Raw genomic sequence first — 17,961 nt, 5'->3', positions numbered from 1 at the left:
ATCACGAAGCATCTGAACCGCCTGATCGAGGTGGTGAAAGTGGTCGACCTTACCGAGGGCGCCCACATCGAGCGCGAGCTGATGCTGATCAAGGTAAGGGCGGTCGGCAAGGAACGTGAGGAGATGAAGCGGATGGCGGATATTTTCCGCGGCCGTATCATCGACGTCACCGAAAAAACCTACACGATCGAACTGACGGGTGCGAGCGACAAGCTCGACGCGTTCATCGAGGCGCTCGACGCGACCGCGATTCTCGAAACCGTCCGTACGGGCGGCTCGGGCATCGGGCGCGGAGAGCGCATTCTGAAGGTGTGACCCCCGGCCCGTCATTTCAGGTCGTCGATTGATCACCGAACCCTGGCCGGATGCGGCGCGCAGCACACGCCCCGTGACGCATCCGGTGCAGCAAGGCTAATAGCAGTACCGAATTTCACCAGACTCTCGCCAAGGAACCAACATGAAAGTTTTCTACGACAAGGACGCCGATCTCTCCCTCATCAAGGGCAAGCAGGTCACGATCATCGGTTACGGCTCGCAAGGCCACGCCCACGCGCTGAACCTCAAGGACAGCGGCGTGAACGTGACGGTCGGCCTGCGCAAGGGTGGTGCTTCGTGGAGCAAGGCTGAGAACGCCGGCCTCGCGGTCAAGGAAGTGGCCGAAGCGGTGAAGAACGCCGACGTCGTCATGATGCTCCTGCCCGACGAGCAGATCGCCGATGTCTACGCGAAGGAAGTGCACGCGAACATCAAGAACGGCGCAGCGCTCGCGTTCGCGCACGGCTTCAACGTCCACTACGGTCAGGTGATCCCGCGTGCCGATCTGGACGTCATCATGATCGCGCCGAAGGCCCCGGGCCACACGGTTCGCGGCACGTACTCGCAAGGCGGCGGCGTTCCGCACCTGATCGCCGTGCACCAGGACAAGTCGGGCGCAGCGCGTGACATCGCCCTGTCGTACGCAGCAGCGAACGGCGGCGGCCGTGCCGGCATCATCGAAACGAACTTCCGCGAAGAAACCGAAACCGACCTGTTCGGCGAGCAGGCCGTGCTGTGCGGCGGTACCGTCGACCTGATCAAGGCTGGTTTCGAAACGCTGGTCGAAGCGGGCTACGCGCCGGAAATGGCGTACTTCGAGTGCCTGCACGAGCTGAAGCTGATCGTCGACCTGATCTACGAAGGCGGCATCGCGAACATGAACTACTCGATCTCGAACAACGCCGAGTACGGCGAGTACGTGACGGGTCCGCGCATCATCACCGAAGAAACGAAGAAGGTGATGAAGGACGTCCTGAAGGACATCCAGACCGGCGAGTACGCGAAGAGCTTCATCCTCGAGAACAAGGCCGGCGCGCCGACGCTGCAATCGCGTCGCCGTCTGGGCGCCGAGCACCAGATCGAAGTGGTCGGTGGCAAGCTGCGCGCGATGATGCCGTGGATCGCGAAGAACAAGCTCGTCGACCAGTCGAAGAACTAATCTGACGTTGTCCTGCTGATTGCGCATGCGGCTTCGCGCTGCCGCGCTTCAGTCGGGTCCGGGTCGGACCTGAGTCAGACCCGAAAAAGCCGCCCAGGTGGGATGAACCCTGGGCGGCTTTTGTTATGCTACGGTTTTCAAAATAACAGCGAAGCCACCATGAATTACCCCCATCCGATCATCGCGCGCGAAGGCTGGCCGTTCATCGCCATTGCGGCTGTCGTGGCGCTCTTGATCCATGCGGTCGCAGGCTTCGGACTCGCGTGGCCGTTCTGGCTGATCCTGATCTTCGTCGTCCAGTTCTTCCGCGACCCGCCGCGCCCGATCCCCACCCAGGCCAACGCCGTGCTGTGCCCCGCCGATGGCCGCATCGTCGCCGTGGAAACCGCGCACGACCCGTATGCGAATCGCGAAGCGCTCAAGATCAGCGTGTTCATGAACGTGTTCAATGTGCACTCGCAACGCTCGCCGGTGGACGGCGCCGTCGCCAAGGTCGAGTATTTCCCGGGCGCGTACCTGAACGCCGCCATCGAGAAGGCTTCGACCGAAAACGAGCGCAACGCCGTGGTGCTGACGATGGCCGACGGCACGACCGTGACCTCGGTGCAGATCGCGGGGCTCATCGCGCGCCGCATTCTGTGCTACGTGCGTGCGGGCGAGCCGCTTTCGCGCGGCCAGCGATACGGCTTCATCCGCTTCGGCTCGCGTGTCGACGTGTACCTGCCGGTGGGCAGCCGCCCGCGCGTGTCGATCGGCGAAAAGGTGTCCGCCTCGTCGACGATCCTCGCCGAATTGCCGACGCAATCGGCATAAAGGAGGGTTGCGATGGCCGGATTCAAACCGCGTCGACCCCGTAACCCGGCCGGCGCGCCGCTGCCGCGGCCGTTTCGCCGTAACAAGTCCGTGCAGGAGCCGGTGGGCGTCGCCGCGAACCGGCGCGCGGCGCGCCAGGAGTTCCTCAAGAAGCGCGGTATCTACCTGCTGCCCAACGCGTTCACGACCGCGGCGCTCTTTTGCGGCTTTTTCGCGGTCGTGCAGGCCATGAACGTGCGCTTCGAGGTGGCGGCCATCGCCATTTTCGTGGCGATGGTGCTCGACGGGATGGACGGCCGCGTTGCGCGCATGACGCACTCGCAAAGTGCGTTCGGCGAGCAGTTCGACAGCCTCTCGGACATGGTGTCGTTTGGCGTGGCGCCCGCGCTCGTGATGTACGAATGGGTGCTCAAGGATCTCGGGCGCTGGGGCTGGCTCGCGGCCTTCGTCTATTGTTCGGGCGCCGCGCTGCGTCTCGCGCGCTTCAACACGAACATCGGCGTGGTGGACAAGCGCTTCTTCCAGGGGCTGCCAAGCCCCGCTGCGGCCGCGCTGATCGCCGGCTTCGTCTGGCTCGCCACCGACAACCGCGTACCGGTGAAGCTCGCGTGGCTGCCGTGGGTGGCCTTCGTGCTGACGATTTACGCGGGCGTGACGATGGTATCGAACGCGCCGTTCTACAGCGGCAAGGCGCTCGACGTGCGCCACCGCGTGCCGTTCGCGGCCACGCTGCTCGTGGTGGTGGCGTTCGTGCTCGTTTCGTCCGATCCGCCGCTCATGCTGTTCGGGCTGTTCGTGCTGTATGGCCTTTCGGGCTACGTATTCTGGGCCTGGCAGGCCGCGCGCGGACGCTCGAATCCGGCGCGCTCGCTGCCGCGAGAGCGCTAGGGCGCTGGTGCTGGGATCAATGAGAAGAGGGCTGTGCGTGAGCACGGCCCTTTTTGCATGGGCCCGTATGCGAGGTGCGCCGCTGTCAGACCATTGCGCGCAGGCCGTCCTCCGCCGGCTGTCCGCGCAGGTCTCCTCCAATTGCGCTATCGGCGGATTCCGGCTATAGTCGGCGGGATGGACACCATCCAGCTCCCCCTCTTTTCTCTTCAAGCCGGCGCGCTACCAGGCACGCTAGCGCTAGCGCGCCTGCCGCGCTGATCCCGCTCGCCCTCCGTCTGCTTCGTTCATTGTCAGCGTCGCCAACGGTGGCGCGAACACCCAAAATCCGTTTTTCGACACTGAACAAGTCCCTCCTGGAGACCCGAAATGGCAGCAGACAAGCTCATCATCTTCGATACGACGTTGCGTGACGGCGAGCAGTCGCCTGGCGCGTCGATGACGAAGGAAGAGAAAATCCGCATCGCGAAGCAGCTCGAGCGCATGAAGGTCGACGTCATCGAGGCGGGCTTCGCGGCCAGCTCGAACGGCGACTTCGACGCGATCCACACGATCGCAGGCCTCGTGAAGGACAGCACGATCTGCTCGCTCGCGCGCGCGAACGACAAGGACATCCAGCGCGCTGCCGACGCGCTCCAGCCCGCCGACCACTTCCGCATCCACACGTTCATCGCCACTTCGGCGCTGCACATGGAGAAGAAGCTGCGCATGTCGCCCGAGCAGGTGCTCGAGCAGGCGAAGCTGGCCGTGCGCTTCGCGCGCAAGTTCACGAACGACGTGGAGTTCTCACCGGAAGACGGCAGCCGCTCGGACATGGACTTCCTGTGCCGTGTGCTCGAAGCGGTCATCAACGAAGGCGCGACGACGATCAACATCGCCGATACGGTTGGCTACGGCGTTCCCGAGCTGTACGGCAATCTCGTCAAGACGCTGCGCGAGCGCATCCCGAACTCGGACAAGGCCGTGTTCTCGGTGCACTGCCACAACGACCTCGGCATGGCCGTGGCGAACTCGCTGGCCGGCGTGCAGATCGGCGGCGCGCGCCAGGTGGAATGCACGATCAACGGTCTTGGCGAACGCGCGGGCAACACCTCGCTCGAAGAGATCGTGATGGCCGTGAAGACGCGCAAGGACTACTTCGGCCTCGATCTCGGCATCGACACCACGCAGATCGTGCCGGCCTCGAAGCTCGTTTCGCAGATCACGGGTTTCGTCGTGCAGCCAAACAAGGCCGTGGTGGGCGCGAACGCCTTTGCTCACGCTTCGGGCATCCACCAGGATGGCGTGCTCAAGGCGCGCGACACCTACGAGATCATGCGCGCGGAAGACGTGGGCTGGAGCGCGAACAAGATCGTGCTCGGCAAGCTCTCGGGCCGCAACGCGTTCAAGCAGCGTCTGCAGGAGCTCGGCATCCAGCTCGACAGCGAAGCCGAACTCAACAATGCGTTCGCGCGCTTCAAGGAACTCGCCGACCGCAAGTCCGAAATCTTCGACGAAGACATCATCGCGATCGTCACCGAAGAGTCGGCCGAGGCGCAGGAGAAGGAGCACTTCAAGTTCATCTCGCTCGCGCAGCACTCGGAAACGGGCGAGCGGCCGCACGCGCGCGTCGTGTTCTCCGCCGACGGCAAGGAAGTGACGGGCGAAGCGGCGGGCAACGGCCCCGTGGACGCCACGCTCAACGCGATCGAAACCGAAGTCGGCAGCGGCTCGGAGCTGTTGCTGTACTCGGTGAACGCGATCACGACCGGTACGCAGGCGCAGGGCGAAGTGACGGTGCGTCTGTCGAAGGCGGGCCGCATCGTCAACGGCGTGGGCACCGATCCCGATATCGTCGCCGCTTCGGCGAAGGCGTATATCTCGGCGCTCAACAAGCTGTACTCGGGCGACAAGCTCAATCCGCAGCGCTCGTAAGCGGTGGCGGGGCGGTTCGCTCCGCTGGTTCGCCCCGTATCTCGCCGCCTCGGCTGGCAAAGTAAAACCCCCGCGCTCGCAAGAGCGCGGGGGTTTCTTCTATCCATACAGCGAAGCGCAGCCGGCGTTGCCCGATCAGAACATGCTGCGCTGGTCCGGGTCGTGCAGCGGGTCGGGCGTCTTTTGCGTGAGCCGCAGAATGCCCTGTTCGTCGAAGTAGAAGCTGTACAGCATGTACCACACGTTGTCTTCCTGATAACGGTAGGTCCACGCTTCCTTTTTCATCAGCGGGAAGTACGCGGTCTCGACCGGGCGGCCGAAGTTCACGAGCACATCGGCGCGGGTCCACTTGCCGATCTCCGCACGATAGAACTCGTTGGGCTGCAGCACCTGGCGCACGTTCACGACCTTGCCGTTGGCGTCGATGTCGGCGGCCGTGGTGGTTTCGCCCATCGGCTGGGTTGGCCACATCAGGCGCTTGCCGCCATCGGGCAGATTGTAGATTTCGGCCGGCGGCCCGAAGCGGGCGAGGACGGCTTGTGCGTCGTCACCCGCATGGAATTGCTGCCACGGCTGCACGCAGCCGGAGAGCGCAAGGGCGAGTGCGCCCGTACCGGCGAGGAGCGCGAGGCGCGCCCGGCGCCTGCCGGAGCGCATACGCATCGCAAGCGAGGTTGAAAAGCGCATGAACATGATGTCCCCCGATGGCAGGTTCCGACGACCGCCGTGAATGTGGATCTCTTATTTTGACATGTCGCGCGGTGCGCGCGGGCCTGGCTTGTCTCGTTGAGCGAGCGCGGCCGGCCTTGCCGTGGCACCGTCTCGCGGCCTATGATCCGCGCTTTCGAATGAATAACCGGTTGGCACAGGAAAAAGGATGAGCGCATGAAGGCACGAATGAGGCTCGCGGCGGCAGTGCTCGCCATGGCAGCGGCGCTGGCGGCCGGGCTCACGGCCGCGGCCGGCGCGCAGGCGGACGACGCGCCGGCGGGCAAGCCGATCCAGCTCGCGTTGATCGAAGGCATGTCCGGCCCGTTCGCGGACGCGGGCGCGGCCGTCGAGCGCAACCTGCGTTTCGGCGTGGAGCGTGTCAATGCGCGCGGCGGCGTCGCGCTGCGCGACGGGCGGCATCCGCTCGAACTCGTCGTGCTCGACAGCAAGGGCAGCGCCGAGGCGGCGCTCGTGCAGTTGCGCGCAGCTCAGGATCGCCACATCGGCTATGTGCTGCAGGGCAACAGCTCGGCGGTGGCGGCCGCGCTGGTGACGGCGATCGACCGGCAGAACACGCGCGAGCCCGAGAACCGCGCGCTCTTCCTCAACTATTCCGCCGACGACCCCGCGCTCACCAATGCGAAGTGCAGTTTCTGGCACTTCCGCTTCGACGCACACGCGGGCATGCGCATGGATGCGCTCGCGGACGTGATCGCCGCGGACAAGTCGGTGAAGAAGGTGTATCTGCTGAACCAGGACTACAGCTTCGGCCACGACGTGAGTGCGCTTGCGCGTGAGACGCTCGCGAAGGATCGCCCCGACATCGCCATCGTCGGCGATGAATTCCACCCGATCGGCCGCGTGAAGGACTTCGCGCCGTACATCGCCAAGATCCGCGCGGCGGGCGCCGACGCCGTCGTCACGGGCAACTGGGGCAACGACCTCACGCTGCTTGTCAAGGCCGCGCGCGAGCAGGGGCTCGACACGAAGTTCTACACGTTCTACGGCAACAGCCTCGGCGCGCCGGCCGCGCTCGGCGAAGCGGGCGTGAAGCGCGTGATCGCCGTGGCCGAGTGGCACCCGAACGCGGGCGGTGCGGCTTCCGACGCTTGGTACGCGGCCTTCCGCGCCCGCTACCCGGCCGCCCAGGACGACTACCCGGTGCTGCGCATGTCGATGATGGTGGAAATGCTCGCGCAGGCCATGACGAAGGCCGGCACGGCCGATCCCGCCGCGGTCGCGACGGCGCTGGAGGGCATGCGTTTGACCAATGGCTTTCACCCGATATGGATGCGCGCCGACGATCATCAGGCGATCCAGCCCCTTTACGTGATGCAGATGGACAAGCAGGGCACACCCGGCGTGCGCTACGACAACGAGGGCTCGGGCTACGGCTTTCGCACGGTGCTGGCGCTGCCCGCGGAGCGCACCGTGCCCGCCACGGTTTGCCGCATGAAGCGGCCATGAACGCCCGCTACAACCCCGGTATAAGCCCACTACACGCCCGGTTCGCGGCAAATGCGGGCTGTGCTACAATACGCCCCTTGTCGTATTTCACGGCAAGGCAGTAGGAACCAAGCCACGGCACGGCCTTTCTTCCGTGACCGCTAGTTTGTTTTAAAGGAAAAGCAAAATGTCCGTAGCAGATATCAAGAAGTCCGAAGTCGTCGCGCAATTCGCGCGCGGCACGAATGACACGGGTTCGCCCGAAGTTCAGGTTGCGCTCCTGACGTCGCGTATCAACGAACTGACCGCGCACTTCAAGTCGCACGCCAAGGATCACCACAGCCGCCGCGGTCTGCTGCGCATGGTGAGCCGCCGCCGCAAGCTGCTCGACTACCTGAAGGGCAAGGACGCTGATCGTTACCGCGCGCTGATCGAAAAGCTGGGTCTGCGCAAGTAACCGGAAGGTCTTTCACAAAGATGCCTGTGTCAGTTCCGCTGATGCAGGCATTTTGTTTTTTGAACGGTGCGCTTCATGCGTTGGGCGCCCTTCGAAAGCACAAGGTAGTAGCAGAAGTTCAAGCAGCAGGGCCGGCCCTCGAGGCAGAGCTTTGTGTCATTCCAGCAGATCGTGCGCGGCGACGTGTCACGGGCGCGACGCAGTCGTGTCGCACCCGCGCGATTCGCTGGAATGGCATAACACTCCTCTACCTGCGCGGTGCCGTAACCTGTCTTGCCGCGTCGCCCGCGTGTGCGGACAACGCATAACAAATGAGTAAGGAGTGAGTGACCATGACCATGTTCAATAAAGTCGTGAAGGAATTCAAATGGGGCCAGCACAACGTGCGCCTCGAAACCGGTGAGATCGCCCGTCAGGCGAGCGGCGCCGTCCTTGTCGACGTCGAAGACACCGTCGTGCTCGCGACCGTCGTCGGCGCGAAGACCGCCAAGCCGGGCCAGGACTTCTTCCCGCTCACCGTCGACTACATCGAAAAGACCTACTCGGCCGGCAAGATCCCGGGTGGCTTCTTCCGTCGCGAAGGCCGTCCGTCGGAAGGCGAGACGCTGATCTCGCGCCTGATCGACCGTCCGCTGCGTCCGCTTTTCCCGGAAGGCTTCTACAACGAAGTGCAGGTCGTGATCCACGTCCTGTCGATCAACCCGGAAGTCCCGGCTGACATTCCCGCGCTCATCGGCGCGTCGGCGGCCCTGGCGGTTTCGGGCCTGCCGTTCAATGGCCCGGTGGGCGCGGCTCGCGTGGCCTACATCAACAACGAGTACGTGCTGAACCCCACTCGCTCGCAAATCAAGGAATCGCGCCTCGACCTCGTCGTGGCCGGTACCGAGCGCGCGGTGCTGATGGTGGAGTCGGAAGCCGACCAGCTGCCGGAAGACGTGATGCTCGGCGCGGTCGTGTTCGGCCACGAGCAGATGCAAACGGCCATCGACGCGATCCACGAACTCGTGCGTGAAGGCGGCAAGCCCGAGTGGGACTGGCAGCCGGCGCCGAAGGACGAAGCGCTCATCGCGCGCGTCACGGACATCGCCTACAACGACCTGCTCGCCGCGTACCAGCTGCGCGACAAGCAGCAGCGTTCGTCCAAGCTGAAGGAAGTCTACTCGGCGACCTCGGCGAAGCTCGAGGCAGAAGCGGCTGCGGCCGGCACGACGGCGGCCGACAAGGCCACGGTCGGCAATATCGTGTTCGACCTCGAAGCGAAGATCGTCCGCTCGCAGATCCTGAACGGCGAGCCGCGCATCGACGGCCGCGACACGCGCACGGTGCGCCCGATCGAGATCCGCACGGGCGTGCTGCCGCGCACCCACGGTTCGGCGCTCTTCACGCGCGGCGAAACGCAGGCGCTGGTTGTGGCGACGCTCGGCACCAAGGGCGACGAGCAGATCATCGACGCGCTCGAAGGCGAGTTCCGTGATCGCTTCATGCTCCACTACAACATGCCCCCGTTCGCGACCGGCGAAACGGGCCGCGTGGGCTCGCCCAAGCGCCGTGAAATTGGCCACGGCCGTCTCGCTAAGCGCGCGCTCGTCGCGTGCCTGCCGAGTGCCGAAGAGTTCGGCTACTCGATCCGCGTGGTCTCGGAAATCACCGAGTCGAACGGTTCGTCGTCGATGGCTTCGGTCTGCGGCGGCTGCCTCGCGCTGATGGACGCCGGCGTGCCGATGAAGGCGCACGTTGCGGGCATCGCCATGGGCCTGATCCTCGAAGGCAACAAGTTCGCCGTCCTGACCGACATCCTCGGCGACGAAGATCACCTCGGCGACATGGACTTCAAGGTCGCGGGCACGGAAGCTGGCGTGACCGCGCTGCAGATGGACATCAAGATCCAGGGCATCACGAAGGAAATCATGCAGGTCGCGCTCGCGCAGGCGAAGGAAGGCCGCATGCACATCCTCGGCAAGATGACCTCGGCGGTTTCGGGCGTGAACACGGAACTGTCGGCGTACGCTCCGCGCATGATCACCATCAAGATCAACCCGGAAAAGATCCGCGACGTGATTGGCAAGGGCGGTTCGGTGATCCGCGCGCTGACCGAAGAAACCGGCACGACCATCGACATCTCCGACGACGGTGTCGTGACCATCGCGAGCACGTCGAGCGAAGGCATGGCCGAAGCGAAGAAGCGCATCGAGAACATCACGGCAGAAGTGGAAGTGGGCCAGGTGTACGAGGGCGCGGTCCTCAAGCTGCTCGATTTCGGCGCGATCGTGAACCTGCTGCCGGGCAAGGACGGCCTGCTGCACATCTCTGAGATCGCCAACGAGCGCATCAAGGACATCAACGACTACCTGAAGGAAGGCCAGATCGTGAAGGTCAAGGTCATCCAGACGGACGAGAAGGGCCGCGTGCGCCTGTCCGCCAAGGCGCTGCTCAATGAGCAGGCGAATGGTGGTAATGCGGGCGGCGCACCGCAGGGCGAACCGCAGCAGTAAAGCGGCAAGCGCGAACGGCCGGCAGCGTGCATAACGCGCCGGCCGTTTTTTATGACAATGAGGGTGGATGGCATTGCGAATGCGCTAGTCCCGGCGCGTGCGCAACGCCATCCAGACGGGGGCTCCAAGCCCTGGGAGAAGCGAGATGAAGGCAGTCGAGATTACCGAATTCGGTGCGCCGGACGTGCTCAAGCTGGCCGAACGGCCGACCCCCGAGCCGAAGGCTGGCGAGGTGCTGATCAAGGTGAGCGCTTCGGGCGTGAACCGTCCCGACGTGTTCCAGCGCAAGGGCTCATATGCGCCGCCGCCCGGCATTACGGACCTGCCGGGCCTCGAAGTGGCGGGCGAGATCGTGGGCGGCTCGATCGACGAGAAGAACAATCCGTTCGGCCTGAAAATCGGTGATCGCGTGTGCGCGCTGATTGCGGGCGGAGGATATGCCGAGTACGCCGTCGCGCCGCTCGGCCAATGCTTGCCGGTGCCGAAGGGCCTCACCGACGTCGAGGCGGCGTCGCTGCCGGAGACCTTCTTTACGGTGTGGAGCAACGTGTTCCAGCGCGCCTACCTCGGCAAGGGCGAGGGCGGCGAGAACGAGACGCTGCTCGTGCAGGGCGGATCGAGCGGCATCGGCGTGACGGCTATCCAGATCGCGCACGCTCTCGGGTTTCGCGTGTTCGCGACCGCCGGCTCCGACGACAAGTGCCGCGCCTGCGAGCAACTTGGCGCCGACCGTGCGATCAACTATCGCACTGCGGATTTCGTCGAGGTCGTGAAGGCGCTCACGAACGATCGCGGTGTGGACGTGATTCTCGACATGGTGGCAGGCGGCTACCTGCCGCGCGAGCTTTCGGCGCTGGCTGACGGTGGACGCGTCGTGCTGATCGCTACGCTCGGCGGCTCGAAGGCCGAGTTGAACGCGCAAGAGATCCTGCGTCGCCGGCTGACGATCACGGGCTCGACCCTGCGCGCGCGCCCGATCGAGTTCAAGGCCCAGATCGCGCAGGAACTGAAAGCGAAGGTCTGGCCGCTCATCGAAGAGGGTCGCATCAAGCCGGTCATATTCCGCGTGTTCCCCGCCGCGCAGGCCGCCGAAGCGCACGCGCTAATGGAAAGCAGCGAGCACATCGGCAAAATCGTGCTCGATTGGGGCGTGGCCGCCTGACGCTCGGGCGGTGCGGGCCGGTTTAAGGCGTTCGCGCCGGCTCGTGCTTGATTTTTCGGGCTTTTTTGCAGGTATTTTTTGCGCGACCCAGGTGGGTGGTTTGACCCGCCTGGATTTCACGCAGTAAAATTACGTGTTTTGCGTCCGCTTTTAACAGCAACCGAAACAATGACGAAACAACGATCGAAGCTCGTAGTCGGTAACTGGAAGATGCATGGCCGCCTCGCGGCCAATGCGGCATTGCTCGAAGGCGTCGCGCGCGGTGCACAAGCGCTGCCGTCGGACGTGCGCGTAGGCGTGTGCGTGCCGTTCCCGTACCTCGCGCAGGCGCAGGCATTACTCGGCGGCAGCCGTGTCCTGTGGGGCGCGCAGGACGTTTCCGCGCATGAACACGGCGCGTACACCGGCGAGGTCGCAGCGGGCATGATCGCCGACTTCGAAGCGGCATTTGCGATCGTCGGTCACTCGGAGCGTCGTGCTTACCACGGCGAAACTTCCGAAGTCGTCGCGGTGAAGGCGCAGCGCGCGCTCGCAGCGGGCCTCACGCCCATCGTCTGTGTGGGCGAGACGCTCGAGGAGCGCGAATCGGGCGCCACCGAACGCGTAGTCGGCGCGCAGCTCGAAGCGGTGCTCGCCGCGCTGTCGGCGCAAGAGGCCACACGCATCGTCGTTGCGTACGAGCCGGTGTGGGCGATCGGCACGGGCAAGAGCGCGAGCTCGGAGCAGGCGCAGCAGGTGCACGCGTTCCTGCGTGCGCGCCTCGCGGCCAAGGGCGCGCAGGTCGCGGACGTGCCGCTGCTCTACGGCGGCAGCGTGAAGCCGGAAAATGCGGCGGAGCTCTTCCGTCAGGCCGATATCGATGGCGGCCTGATCGGCGGTGCGTCGTTGAAAGACGGAGATTTCCTCGCGATCTGTGCGGCCGCTGCGGCGGGTGCGAGCGTCGCGGGCTAAAGGCTTGCGCGCGGGCGAAAATAGCGTCCGTGCGGGCTGCTAATGCGTCTGCTCCAGGGGCGGGCGTTCAACCAGGACTCAGGTGAGTGTGATGCTGTATTTGAAAACGTTGATTATCGTCGTCCAGCTTCTGTCGGCGCTCGGGGTGATCGGCCTCGTGTTGCTGCAGCACGGCAAAGGAGCTGACATGGGCGCCGCGTTCGGCAGCGGCGCGTCGGGCAGCCTGTTCGGTGCAAGTGGTTCCGCGAACTTCCTGTCGCGCACCACTGCGGTGCTTGCAACGGTGTTTTTCGTCTCGACGCTTGCGTTAACTTACTTGGGGTCGTATCATGCGAAGCCTTCGGCGGGCGTGCTGGGCGGTTCCGTTCCAGCCCCGGTCGTAGCCTCGGCTCCCGTTGCTTCGGCACCGGTGGCCTCTGCTCCGGCGGCGGCTTCGCCGGCTGCAGCGGCATCGAACCCGGGCAACGATGTTCCGAAATAATTCTGAAAAACTTGTTTTTGTGCATTGAACAAAGAGCCGAAACAAGTTAGAATTTAAGTCTTGAAGCGATTCGCGGGTTGCAAAGAATTGTTGTCCCGGATTGCATGTAGTGCCGACGTGGTGAAATTGGTAGACACGCTATCTTGAGGGGGTAGTGGCGAAAGCTGTGCGAGTTCGAGTCTCGCCGTCGGCACCAATGTTATCTACAAAATGCCAGCCGCTTGCTTCAGCTTCGGCTGGCATTTTTGCTTCTTACGTCGTGTTCGTTTTCTGTTCGCAGCGCGAAGTACGTGAAGTGATTCCCGCGGAGCGATAGAAGTTCCTGCGGAACCTCGAACCAACCGATATAGAGGATAGCCTTGAACCTCGCTGCCTATTTCCCCGTCCTTCTGTTCCTCCTCGTGGGTATTGGTCTGGGCGTAGCGCTGGTTACAATTGGCAAGATCCTCGGTCCCAACCGGCCAGACAGCGAAAAGAATTCGCCGTACGAGTGCGGCTTCGAAGCGTTCGAAGACGCGCGCATGAAGTTCGACGTACGCTACTACCTGGTGGCCATCCTTTTCATCATCTTCGACCTCGAAACGGCGTTCCTGTTTCCGTGGGGTGTGGCCCTGCGCGACATCGGCTGGCCGGGGTTCCTGGCGATGATGGTGTTTCTGCTCGAATTCCTGCTGGGCTTTGCCTACATCTGGAAGAAAGGTGGTCTCGACTGGGAATAATGGGTTAATCGCCGGATAGCATGGGCGGTCTGCGGGGAGAACTGCGGGCCACCCGTCTGGAGTGGAAAGCACATGAGTATCGAAGGGGTCTTGAAGGAAGGGTTTGTCACCACGACGGCCGACAAACTGATCAACTGGACGCGCACCGGCTCCCTGTGGCCGATGACGTTCGGTCTGGCGTGTTGCGCGGTCGAGATGATGCACGCGGGCGCGGCCCGCTATGACCTCGACCGTTTTGGCGTGGTATTCCGTCCGAGTCCGCGGCAGTCCGACGTCATGATCGTCGCCGGCACGCTGTGCAACAAGATGGCGCCCGCGCTGCGCAAGGTCTACGACCAGATGGCCGAGCCGCGCTGGGTCATCTCGATGGGGTCGTGCGCCAACGGCGGCGGCTACTACCACTATTCGTATTCGGTCGTACGCGGGTGCGACCGCATCGTGCCGGTCGATGTCTACGTGCCGGGTTGCCCGCCGACCGCGGAAGCCCTGGTTTACGGGGTGATCCAGTTGCAGGCGAAGATTCGCCGCACCAGCACCATTGCCCGTCAATAAAGGCCGCGGCCTCCCCACAATATGGCAAGCAAACTCGAGACCCTGAAAGCGAACCTCGAAGCGGCCCTTGGCGCGCGCATCGTCAGCCTCACCGAGGCGCTCGGCGAGCTGACGCTGGTCGTCAAGGCGGGTGAGTACCTCGGCGTGGCCAAGGAGCTGCGCGACAATCCCTCGCTGCGATTCGAGCAACTGATCGACCTGTGCGGCGTCGATTACCAGACCTACGGCGACGGCGCCTGGGAAGGCCCGCGCTTCGCTGCGGTGTCGCAACTGCTCTCCCTCGCAAACAACTGGCGCCTGCGCCTGCGCGCGTTCGCGCCGGACGACGAAGTGCCCATCGTGCCCTCGGTCGTCGAGATCTGGAATTCGGCCAACTGGTACGAGCGCGAGGCATTCGACCTGTTCGGCATCGTCTTCGAAGGTCACCCCGACCTGCGCCGCATCCTGACCGACTATGGCTTCATCGGCCACCCGTTCCGCAAGGACTTCCCGGTTTCCGGCTACGTCGAAATGCGTTACGACCCGGAGCAGAAGCGCGTGGTTTACCAGCCGGTCACGATCGAGCCGCGCGAGATCACGCCGCGCGTGATCCGCGAGGATCACTACGGTGGTCTGAGGAAACACTAAGAGGGTCGCATGTCAGAGATCAAGAACTACACGCTCAACTTCGGCCCGCAGCACCCGGCAGCGCACGGCGTGCTGCGCCTCGTGCTCGAGCTCGACGGCGAAGTGATCCAGCGCGCCGATCCGCACATCGGCCTGCTGCATCGCGCGACGGAAAAGCTTGCCGAGAGCAAAACGTTCATCCAGTCGGTGCCATACATGGACCGTCTCGACTACGTGTCGATGATGGTCAACGAGCACGGCTATGTGCTCGCCATCGAAAAGCTGCTCGGTATCGAGCCGCCGCTGCGCGCGAAGTACATCCGCGTGCTGTTCGACGAAGTCACGCGCGTGCTGAACCACCTGATGTGGATCGGCTCGCACGCGCTCGACGTCGGCGCGATGGCCGTGTTCCTCTACGCGTTCCGTGAGCGCGAAGACCTGATGGACGTCTATGAGGCAGTGTCGGGCGCGCGCATGCACGCGGCCTACTACCGTCCGGGCGGCGTCTACCGCGATCTGCCCGACGCAATGCCGCAATACAAGGCGTCGAAGATCCACAACGAGAAGGCGCTCGCGAGAATGAACGAAGCGCGCCAGGGCTCGGTGCTGGACTTCATCGACGACTTCTTCACGCGCTTCCCGGGCTGCGTCGACGAGTACGAAACGCTCCTCACCGACAACCGCATCTGGAAGCAGCGTCTCGTCGGCATCGGCGTGGTGAGCCCCGAGCGCGCCATGCAGCTCGGCCTGACCGGCGCGATGCTGCGCGGTTCGGGCATCGAGTGGGATCTGCGCAAGAAGCAGCCGTACGAAGTCTACGATCAGATGGACTTCGACATTCCGGTGGGCGTGAACGGCGACTGCTACGACCGCTATCTCGTGCGCGTCGAGGAAATGCGCCAGTCCACCCGTATTGCGAAACAGTGCATTGAGTGGCTGCGCAAGAATCCCGGCCCCGTGATGATCGACAATCACAAGGTTGCGCCGCCGTCGCGCGTGAACATGAAGTCGAACATGGAAGAGCTGATTCACCACTTCAAGCTCTTCACCGAAGGCTTCCACGTGCCCGAAGGCGAAGCGTACGCTGCCGTCGAACATCCGAAGGGTGAATTCGGCATCTACCTGGTGTCAGATGGTGCGAACAAGCCGTATCGTCTGAAGATCCGTGCGCCGGGTTACGCCCACCTGTCCGCGCTCGATGAAATGGCGCGCGGACACATGATCGCCGACGCGGTTACGATCATCGGTACGCAGGACATCGTGTTCGGCGAAATCGACCGCTAAGCAGCAAACTGCCAGCGCGGCCAGGCAGGACTGGCGCGCGGCGAGATACCGGGAACGCCACGTCTGTCGTAGCGAGCAAGAACGCTTTACGCGCGGCAGGATTTTGTCTGGCGGGAATTGCAACGGTAGGAATTGAATGAGTCGTGTCTGAAAAATGATCTCAGCTGAAGGCCTGAAAGAAATCGATCGCGCGTTGACGAAGTACCCCGCCGATCAGAAGCAGTCCGCCGTGATGGCGGCTTTGGCCGTTGCTCAGGAAGAGCATGGCTGGCTGTCGCCTGAACTCATGCAGTTCGTGGCCGACTACCTTGGCATGCCGCCCGTCGCGGTCGAGGAAGTCGCCACCTTCTACACGATGTTCGAGACGAAGCCGGTCGGCAAGCACAAGATCACGCTCTGCACGAACCTGCCGTGCCAGCTCGGCCCGGATGGCGGCTCGGAGAGCGCCGCCGAATACCTGAGGCACAAGCTCGGTATCGACTTCGGCGAAACCACGCCCGACGGCAAGTTCACCTTGAAGGAAGGTGAGTGCATGGGCGCGTGTGGCGATGCACCGGTGCTGCTCGTGAACAACCATCGCATGTGCAGCTTCATGAGCCGCGAGAAGATCGACCAGCTGCTCGAGGAGCTTTCGAAATGACTTCGTTGCACGACCGTCACATCAAGCCGCTGATTCTCGCGGGCCTCAATGGCGAGAACTGGCATCTCGAAGACTACGTCGCGCGCGGCGGCTACAAGCAGCTGCGCCGTATTCTCGAGGAGAAGATTCCGCCCGAGCAGGTGATCGCCGATGTGAAGGCGAGCGGACTGCGCGGCCGCGGCGGTGCGGGCTTCCCGACGGGCCTGAAGTGGAGCTTCATGCCGCGCCAGTTCCCGGGCCAGAAGTATCTCGTCTGCAACTCGGACGAAGGCGAGCCGGGCACGTTCAAGGATCGCGACATCCTGCGCTGGAATCCCCATGCCGTGATCGAAGGCATGGCGATCGGCGCGTACGCGATGGGTATCACCGTGGGCTACAACTACATCCACGGCGAGATCTTCGAGGTATATCGCCGCTTCGAGGCCGCGCTGGAAGAGGCGCGCCAGGCGGGCTTGCTCGGCGACAACATTCTCGGCACGGACTTCTCGTTCCAGCTGCACGCGCACCACGGTTACGGCGCGTACATCTGCGGCGAGGAAACGGCGCTGCTCGAATCGCTCGAAGGCAAGAAGGGCCAGCCGCGCTTCAAGCCGCCGTTCCCGGCGAGCTTCGGCGTGTATGGCAAGCCCACCACGATCAACAACACCGAGACGTTCGCCGCTGTGCCCTTCCTGCTCACTGTCGGCCCACAGGCCTACATGGAGCTCGGCAAGCCGAACAACGGCGGCACGAAGATCTTCTCGATCTCGGGCGACGTGGAGCGTCCCGGTAACTACGAGATCCCGCTCGGCACCCCGTTCGCGAAGCTCATGGAGCTGGCCGGCGGCGTGCGCGGCGGCAAGAAGCTCAAGGCCGTGATTCCGGGCGGCTCGTCGGCGCCGGTCATTCCAGGCGATCTGATGATGCAGACCGACATGGACTATGACTCGATCGCCAAGCAGGGCTCGATGCTCGGCTCTGGCGCGGTCATCGTCATGGACGAAACGCGCTGCATGGTGCGCTCGCTGCTGCGTCTGTCGTACTTCTATTACGAAGAGTCGTGCGGCCAGTGCACGCCGTGCCGCGAAGGCACGGGCTGGCTGTACCGCGTGGTGAACCGCATCGAGCACGGCCAGGGCCGCCAGGAAGACCTGGACCTGCTGAACTCGGTGGCGGGCAACATCATGGGCCGCACGATCTGCGCGCTCGGCGACGCGGCGGCCATGCCGGTGCGGGGCATGCTCAAGCACTACTGGGACGAATTCGAATATCACGTGCACAACAAGCGTTGTCTCGTCGGCGGACATGCCGGCTCGCACGCGGCCTCTGAAACGGTGGCCGCCTGATCGGCGGGCAGGGACGGCGCGTTGTGCGCGAACCGCGTAGCACGAC

Annotated in this window: 18 protein-coding genes and 1 tRNA gene; 18 read left to right on the top strand and 1 reads right to left on the bottom strand. The window is 63.9% G+C overall.

Going from position 1 to position 17,961, the window contains the following annotated elements; translation table 11 throughout:
* The 5 genes from ilvN to VMJ11_RS03390 form a co-directional block, all read left to right on the top strand.
* On the top strand, positions 1-315 hold a 315-nt coding region (gene ilvN / locus VMJ11_RS03410), incomplete at its 5' end, for an acetolactate synthase small subunit (RefSeq protein ID WP_325616902.1).
* A 142-nt stretch (positions 316-457) separates the two neighbouring features.
* A complete protein-coding gene (gene ilvC, locus VMJ11_RS03405) occupies positions 458-1,474 on the top strand; it encodes a ketol-acid reductoisomerase (protein WP_325616900.1) in 1,017 nt (338 codons plus the stop codon).
* A gap of 159 nt (positions 1,475-1,633) precedes the next feature.
* A complete protein-coding gene (locus VMJ11_RS03400) occupies positions 1,634-2,287 on the top strand; it encodes a phosphatidylserine decarboxylase (protein WP_325616898.1) in 654 nt (217 codons plus the stop codon).
* A gap of 12 nt (positions 2,288-2,299) precedes the next feature.
* Positions 2,300-3,175, top strand: coding sequence for a CDP-diacylglycerol--serine O-phosphatidyltransferase (gene pssA, locus VMJ11_RS03395; RefSeq protein WP_325616896.1), 876 nt, complete (start codon positions 2,300-2,302; stop codon positions 3,173-3,175).
* 369 nt (positions 3,176-3,544) lie between these two features.
* Positions 3,545-5,089 carry a 2-isopropylmalate synthase gene (locus tag VMJ11_RS03390; protein ID WP_325616894.1) on the top strand — a complete coding sequence of 515 codons (1,545 nt, stop codon included), beginning with the start codon at positions 3,545-3,547 and terminating at the stop codon, positions 5,087-5,089.
* A gap of 135 nt (positions 5,090-5,224) precedes the next feature.
* Here the strand turns inward: VMJ11_RS03390 and VMJ11_RS03385 are convergent, their stop codons facing one another.
* Positions 5,225-5,782 carry a hypothetical protein gene (locus VMJ11_RS03385; RefSeq protein ID WP_414694287.1) on the bottom strand — a complete coding sequence of 186 codons (558 nt, stop codon included), beginning with the start codon at positions 5,780-5,782 and terminating at the stop codon, positions 5,225-5,227.
* Between the two features lie 192 nt (positions 5,783-5,974).
* Here VMJ11_RS03385 and VMJ11_RS03380 point away from each other — a divergent pair, with 192 nt between their 5' ends.
* The 13 genes from VMJ11_RS03380 (at position 5,975) to nuoF (ending at position 17,915) form a co-directional block, all read left to right on the top strand.
* Positions 5,975-7,267, top strand: coding sequence for a branched-chain amino acid ABC transporter substrate-binding protein (locus VMJ11_RS03380; protein ID WP_325616892.1), 1,293 nt, complete (start codon positions 5,975-5,977; stop codon positions 7,265-7,267).
* Between the two features lie 166 nt (positions 7,268-7,433).
* Positions 7,434-7,703: a 30S ribosomal protein S15 gene (gene rpsO / locus VMJ11_RS03375; RefSeq protein WP_028226251.1), complete on the top strand. Its 270-nt coding sequence runs from the start codon at positions 7,434-7,436 to the stop codon at positions 7,701-7,703.
* Between the two features lie 332 nt (positions 7,704-8,035).
* Positions 8,036-10,195, top strand: a complete 2,160-nt coding sequence (pnp, locus tag VMJ11_RS03370) for a polyribonucleotide nucleotidyltransferase (protein ID WP_325616888.1) — start codon at positions 8,036-8,038, stop codon at positions 10,193-10,195.
* Positions 10,196-10,340: 145 nt separating this feature from the next.
* Positions 10,341-11,357 carry an NAD(P)H-quinone oxidoreductase gene (locus tag VMJ11_RS03365; RefSeq protein WP_325616886.1) on the top strand — a complete coding sequence of 339 codons (1,017 nt, stop codon included), beginning with the start codon at positions 10,341-10,343 and terminating at the stop codon, positions 11,355-11,357.
* Positions 11,358-11,525: 168 nt separating this feature from the next.
* Positions 11,526-12,308: a triose-phosphate isomerase gene (gene tpiA / locus VMJ11_RS03360; protein ID WP_325616884.1), complete on the top strand. Its 783-nt coding sequence runs from the start codon at positions 11,526-11,528 to the stop codon at positions 12,306-12,308.
* 91 nt (positions 12,309-12,399) lie between these two features.
* A complete protein-coding gene (gene secG / locus VMJ11_RS03355; RefSeq protein ID WP_325616882.1) occupies positions 12,400-12,789 on the top strand; it encodes a preprotein translocase subunit SecG in 390 nt (129 codons plus the stop codon).
* Positions 12,790-12,900: 111 nt separating this feature from the next.
* A tRNA-Leu gene (locus VMJ11_RS03350) sits at positions 12,901-12,985 on the top strand.
* Between the two features lie 163 nt (positions 12,986-13,148).
* Positions 13,149-13,508: an NADH-quinone oxidoreductase subunit A gene (locus tag VMJ11_RS03345; RefSeq protein WP_325616880.1), complete on the top strand. Its 360-nt coding sequence runs from the start codon at positions 13,149-13,151 to the stop codon at positions 13,506-13,508.
* A 72-nt stretch (positions 13,509-13,580) separates the two neighbouring features.
* The gene (locus VMJ11_RS03340) at positions 13,581-14,060 is read left to right on the top strand and encodes a NuoB/complex I 20 kDa subunit family protein (RefSeq protein WP_027819582.1); all 480 of its coding nucleotides are present in this window, start codon (positions 13,581-13,583) and stop codon (positions 14,058-14,060) included.
* Positions 14,061-14,081: 21 nt separating this feature from the next.
* Positions 14,082-14,687 (top strand): NADH-quinone oxidoreductase subunit C, encoded by a 606-nt coding sequence (locus VMJ11_RS03335; protein WP_325616878.1) that lies wholly within the window; start codon positions 14,082-14,084, stop codon positions 14,685-14,687.
* Between the two features lie 9 nt (positions 14,688-14,696).
* The gene (locus VMJ11_RS03330; protein WP_325616876.1) at positions 14,697-15,950 is read left to right on the top strand and encodes an NADH-quinone oxidoreductase subunit D; all 1,254 of its coding nucleotides are present in this window, start codon (positions 14,697-14,699) and stop codon (positions 15,948-15,950) included.
* Positions 15,951-16,104: 154 nt separating this feature from the next.
* On the top strand, positions 16,105-16,590 hold the full coding sequence (nuoE, locus tag VMJ11_RS03325; RefSeq protein WP_325616874.1) for an NADH-quinone oxidoreductase subunit NuoE: 486 nt from the start codon (positions 16,105-16,107) through the stop codon (positions 16,588-16,590).
* The gene (gene nuoF / locus VMJ11_RS03320) at positions 16,587-17,915 is read left to right on the top strand and encodes an NADH-quinone oxidoreductase subunit NuoF (protein WP_325616872.1); all 1,329 of its coding nucleotides are present in this window, start codon (positions 16,587-16,589) and stop codon (positions 17,913-17,915) included. The genes nuoE and nuoF overlap by 4 nt, the downstream gene beginning before the upstream one ends.
* The last annotated feature ends 46 nt before the right edge of the window (positions 17,916-17,961 follow it).

This window comes from Paraburkholderia sp. (genome assembly GCF_035501035.1).
Lineage (GTDB): Bacteria > Pseudomonadota > Gammaproteobacteria > Burkholderiales > Burkholderiaceae > Paraburkholderia.
Note: the sequence above shows the minus strand (reverse complement) of the source record. Positions and strands in the feature narration are given on the sequence as shown.

What these genes read in the sequence shown, in the direction of transcription:
- nuoE (WP_325616874.1), top strand. Translation starts at nt 16,105, where the DNA reads ATGATCTCAGCTGAAGGCCTGAAAGAAATCGATCGCGCGTTGACGAAG.
- VMJ11_RS03365 (WP_325616886.1), top strand. Translation starts at nt 10,341, where the DNA reads ATGAAGGCAGTCGAGATTACCGAATTCGGTGCGCCGGACGTGCTCAAG.
- VMJ11_RS03330 (WP_325616876.1), top strand. Translation starts at nt 14,697, where the DNA reads ATGTCAGAGATCAAGAACTACACGCTCAACTTCGGCCCGCAGCACCCG.
- VMJ11_RS03385 (WP_414694287.1), bottom strand. Translation starts at nt 5,782, where the DNA reads ATGTTCATGCGCTTTTCAACCTCGCTTGCGATGCGTATGCGCTCCGGC.
- pnp (WP_325616888.1), top strand. Translation starts at nt 8,036, where the DNA reads ATGACCATGTTCAATAAAGTCGTGAAGGAATTCAAATGGGGCCAGCAC.
- ilvC (WP_325616900.1), top strand. Translation starts at nt 458, where the DNA reads ATGAAAGTTTTCTACGACAAGGACGCCGATCTCTCCCTCATCAAGGGC.
- VMJ11_RS03335 (WP_325616878.1), top strand. Translation starts at nt 14,082, where the DNA reads ATGGCAAGCAAACTCGAGACCCTGAAAGCGAACCTCGAAGCGGCCCTT.
- rpsO (WP_028226251.1), top strand. Translation starts at nt 7,434, where the DNA reads ATGTCCGTAGCAGATATCAAGAAGTCCGAAGTCGTCGCGCAATTCGCG.
- VMJ11_RS03390 (WP_325616894.1), top strand. Translation starts at nt 3,545, where the DNA reads ATGGCAGCAGACAAGCTCATCATCTTCGATACGACGTTGCGTGACGGC.
- pssA (WP_325616896.1), top strand. Translation starts at nt 2,300, where the DNA reads ATGGCCGGATTCAAACCGCGTCGACCCCGTAACCCGGCCGGCGCGCCG.
- VMJ11_RS03340 (WP_027819582.1), top strand. Translation starts at nt 13,581, where the DNA reads ATGAGTATCGAAGGGGTCTTGAAGGAAGGGTTTGTCACCACGACGGCC.
- tpiA (WP_325616884.1), top strand. Translation starts at nt 11,526, where the DNA reads ATGACGAAACAACGATCGAAGCTCGTAGTCGGTAACTGGAAGATGCAT.
- VMJ11_RS03380 (WP_325616892.1), top strand. Translation starts at nt 5,975, where the DNA reads ATGAAGGCACGAATGAGGCTCGCGGCGGCAGTGCTCGCCATGGCAGCG.
- secG (WP_325616882.1), top strand. Translation starts at nt 12,400, where the DNA reads ATGCTGTATTTGAAAACGTTGATTATCGTCGTCCAGCTTCTGTCGGCG.
- VMJ11_RS03400 (WP_325616898.1), top strand. Translation starts at nt 1,634, where the DNA reads ATGAATTACCCCCATCCGATCATCGCGCGCGAAGGCTGGCCGTTCATC.
- nuoF (WP_325616872.1), top strand. Translation starts at nt 16,587, where the DNA reads ATGACTTCGTTGCACGACCGTCACATCAAGCCGCTGATTCTCGCGGGC.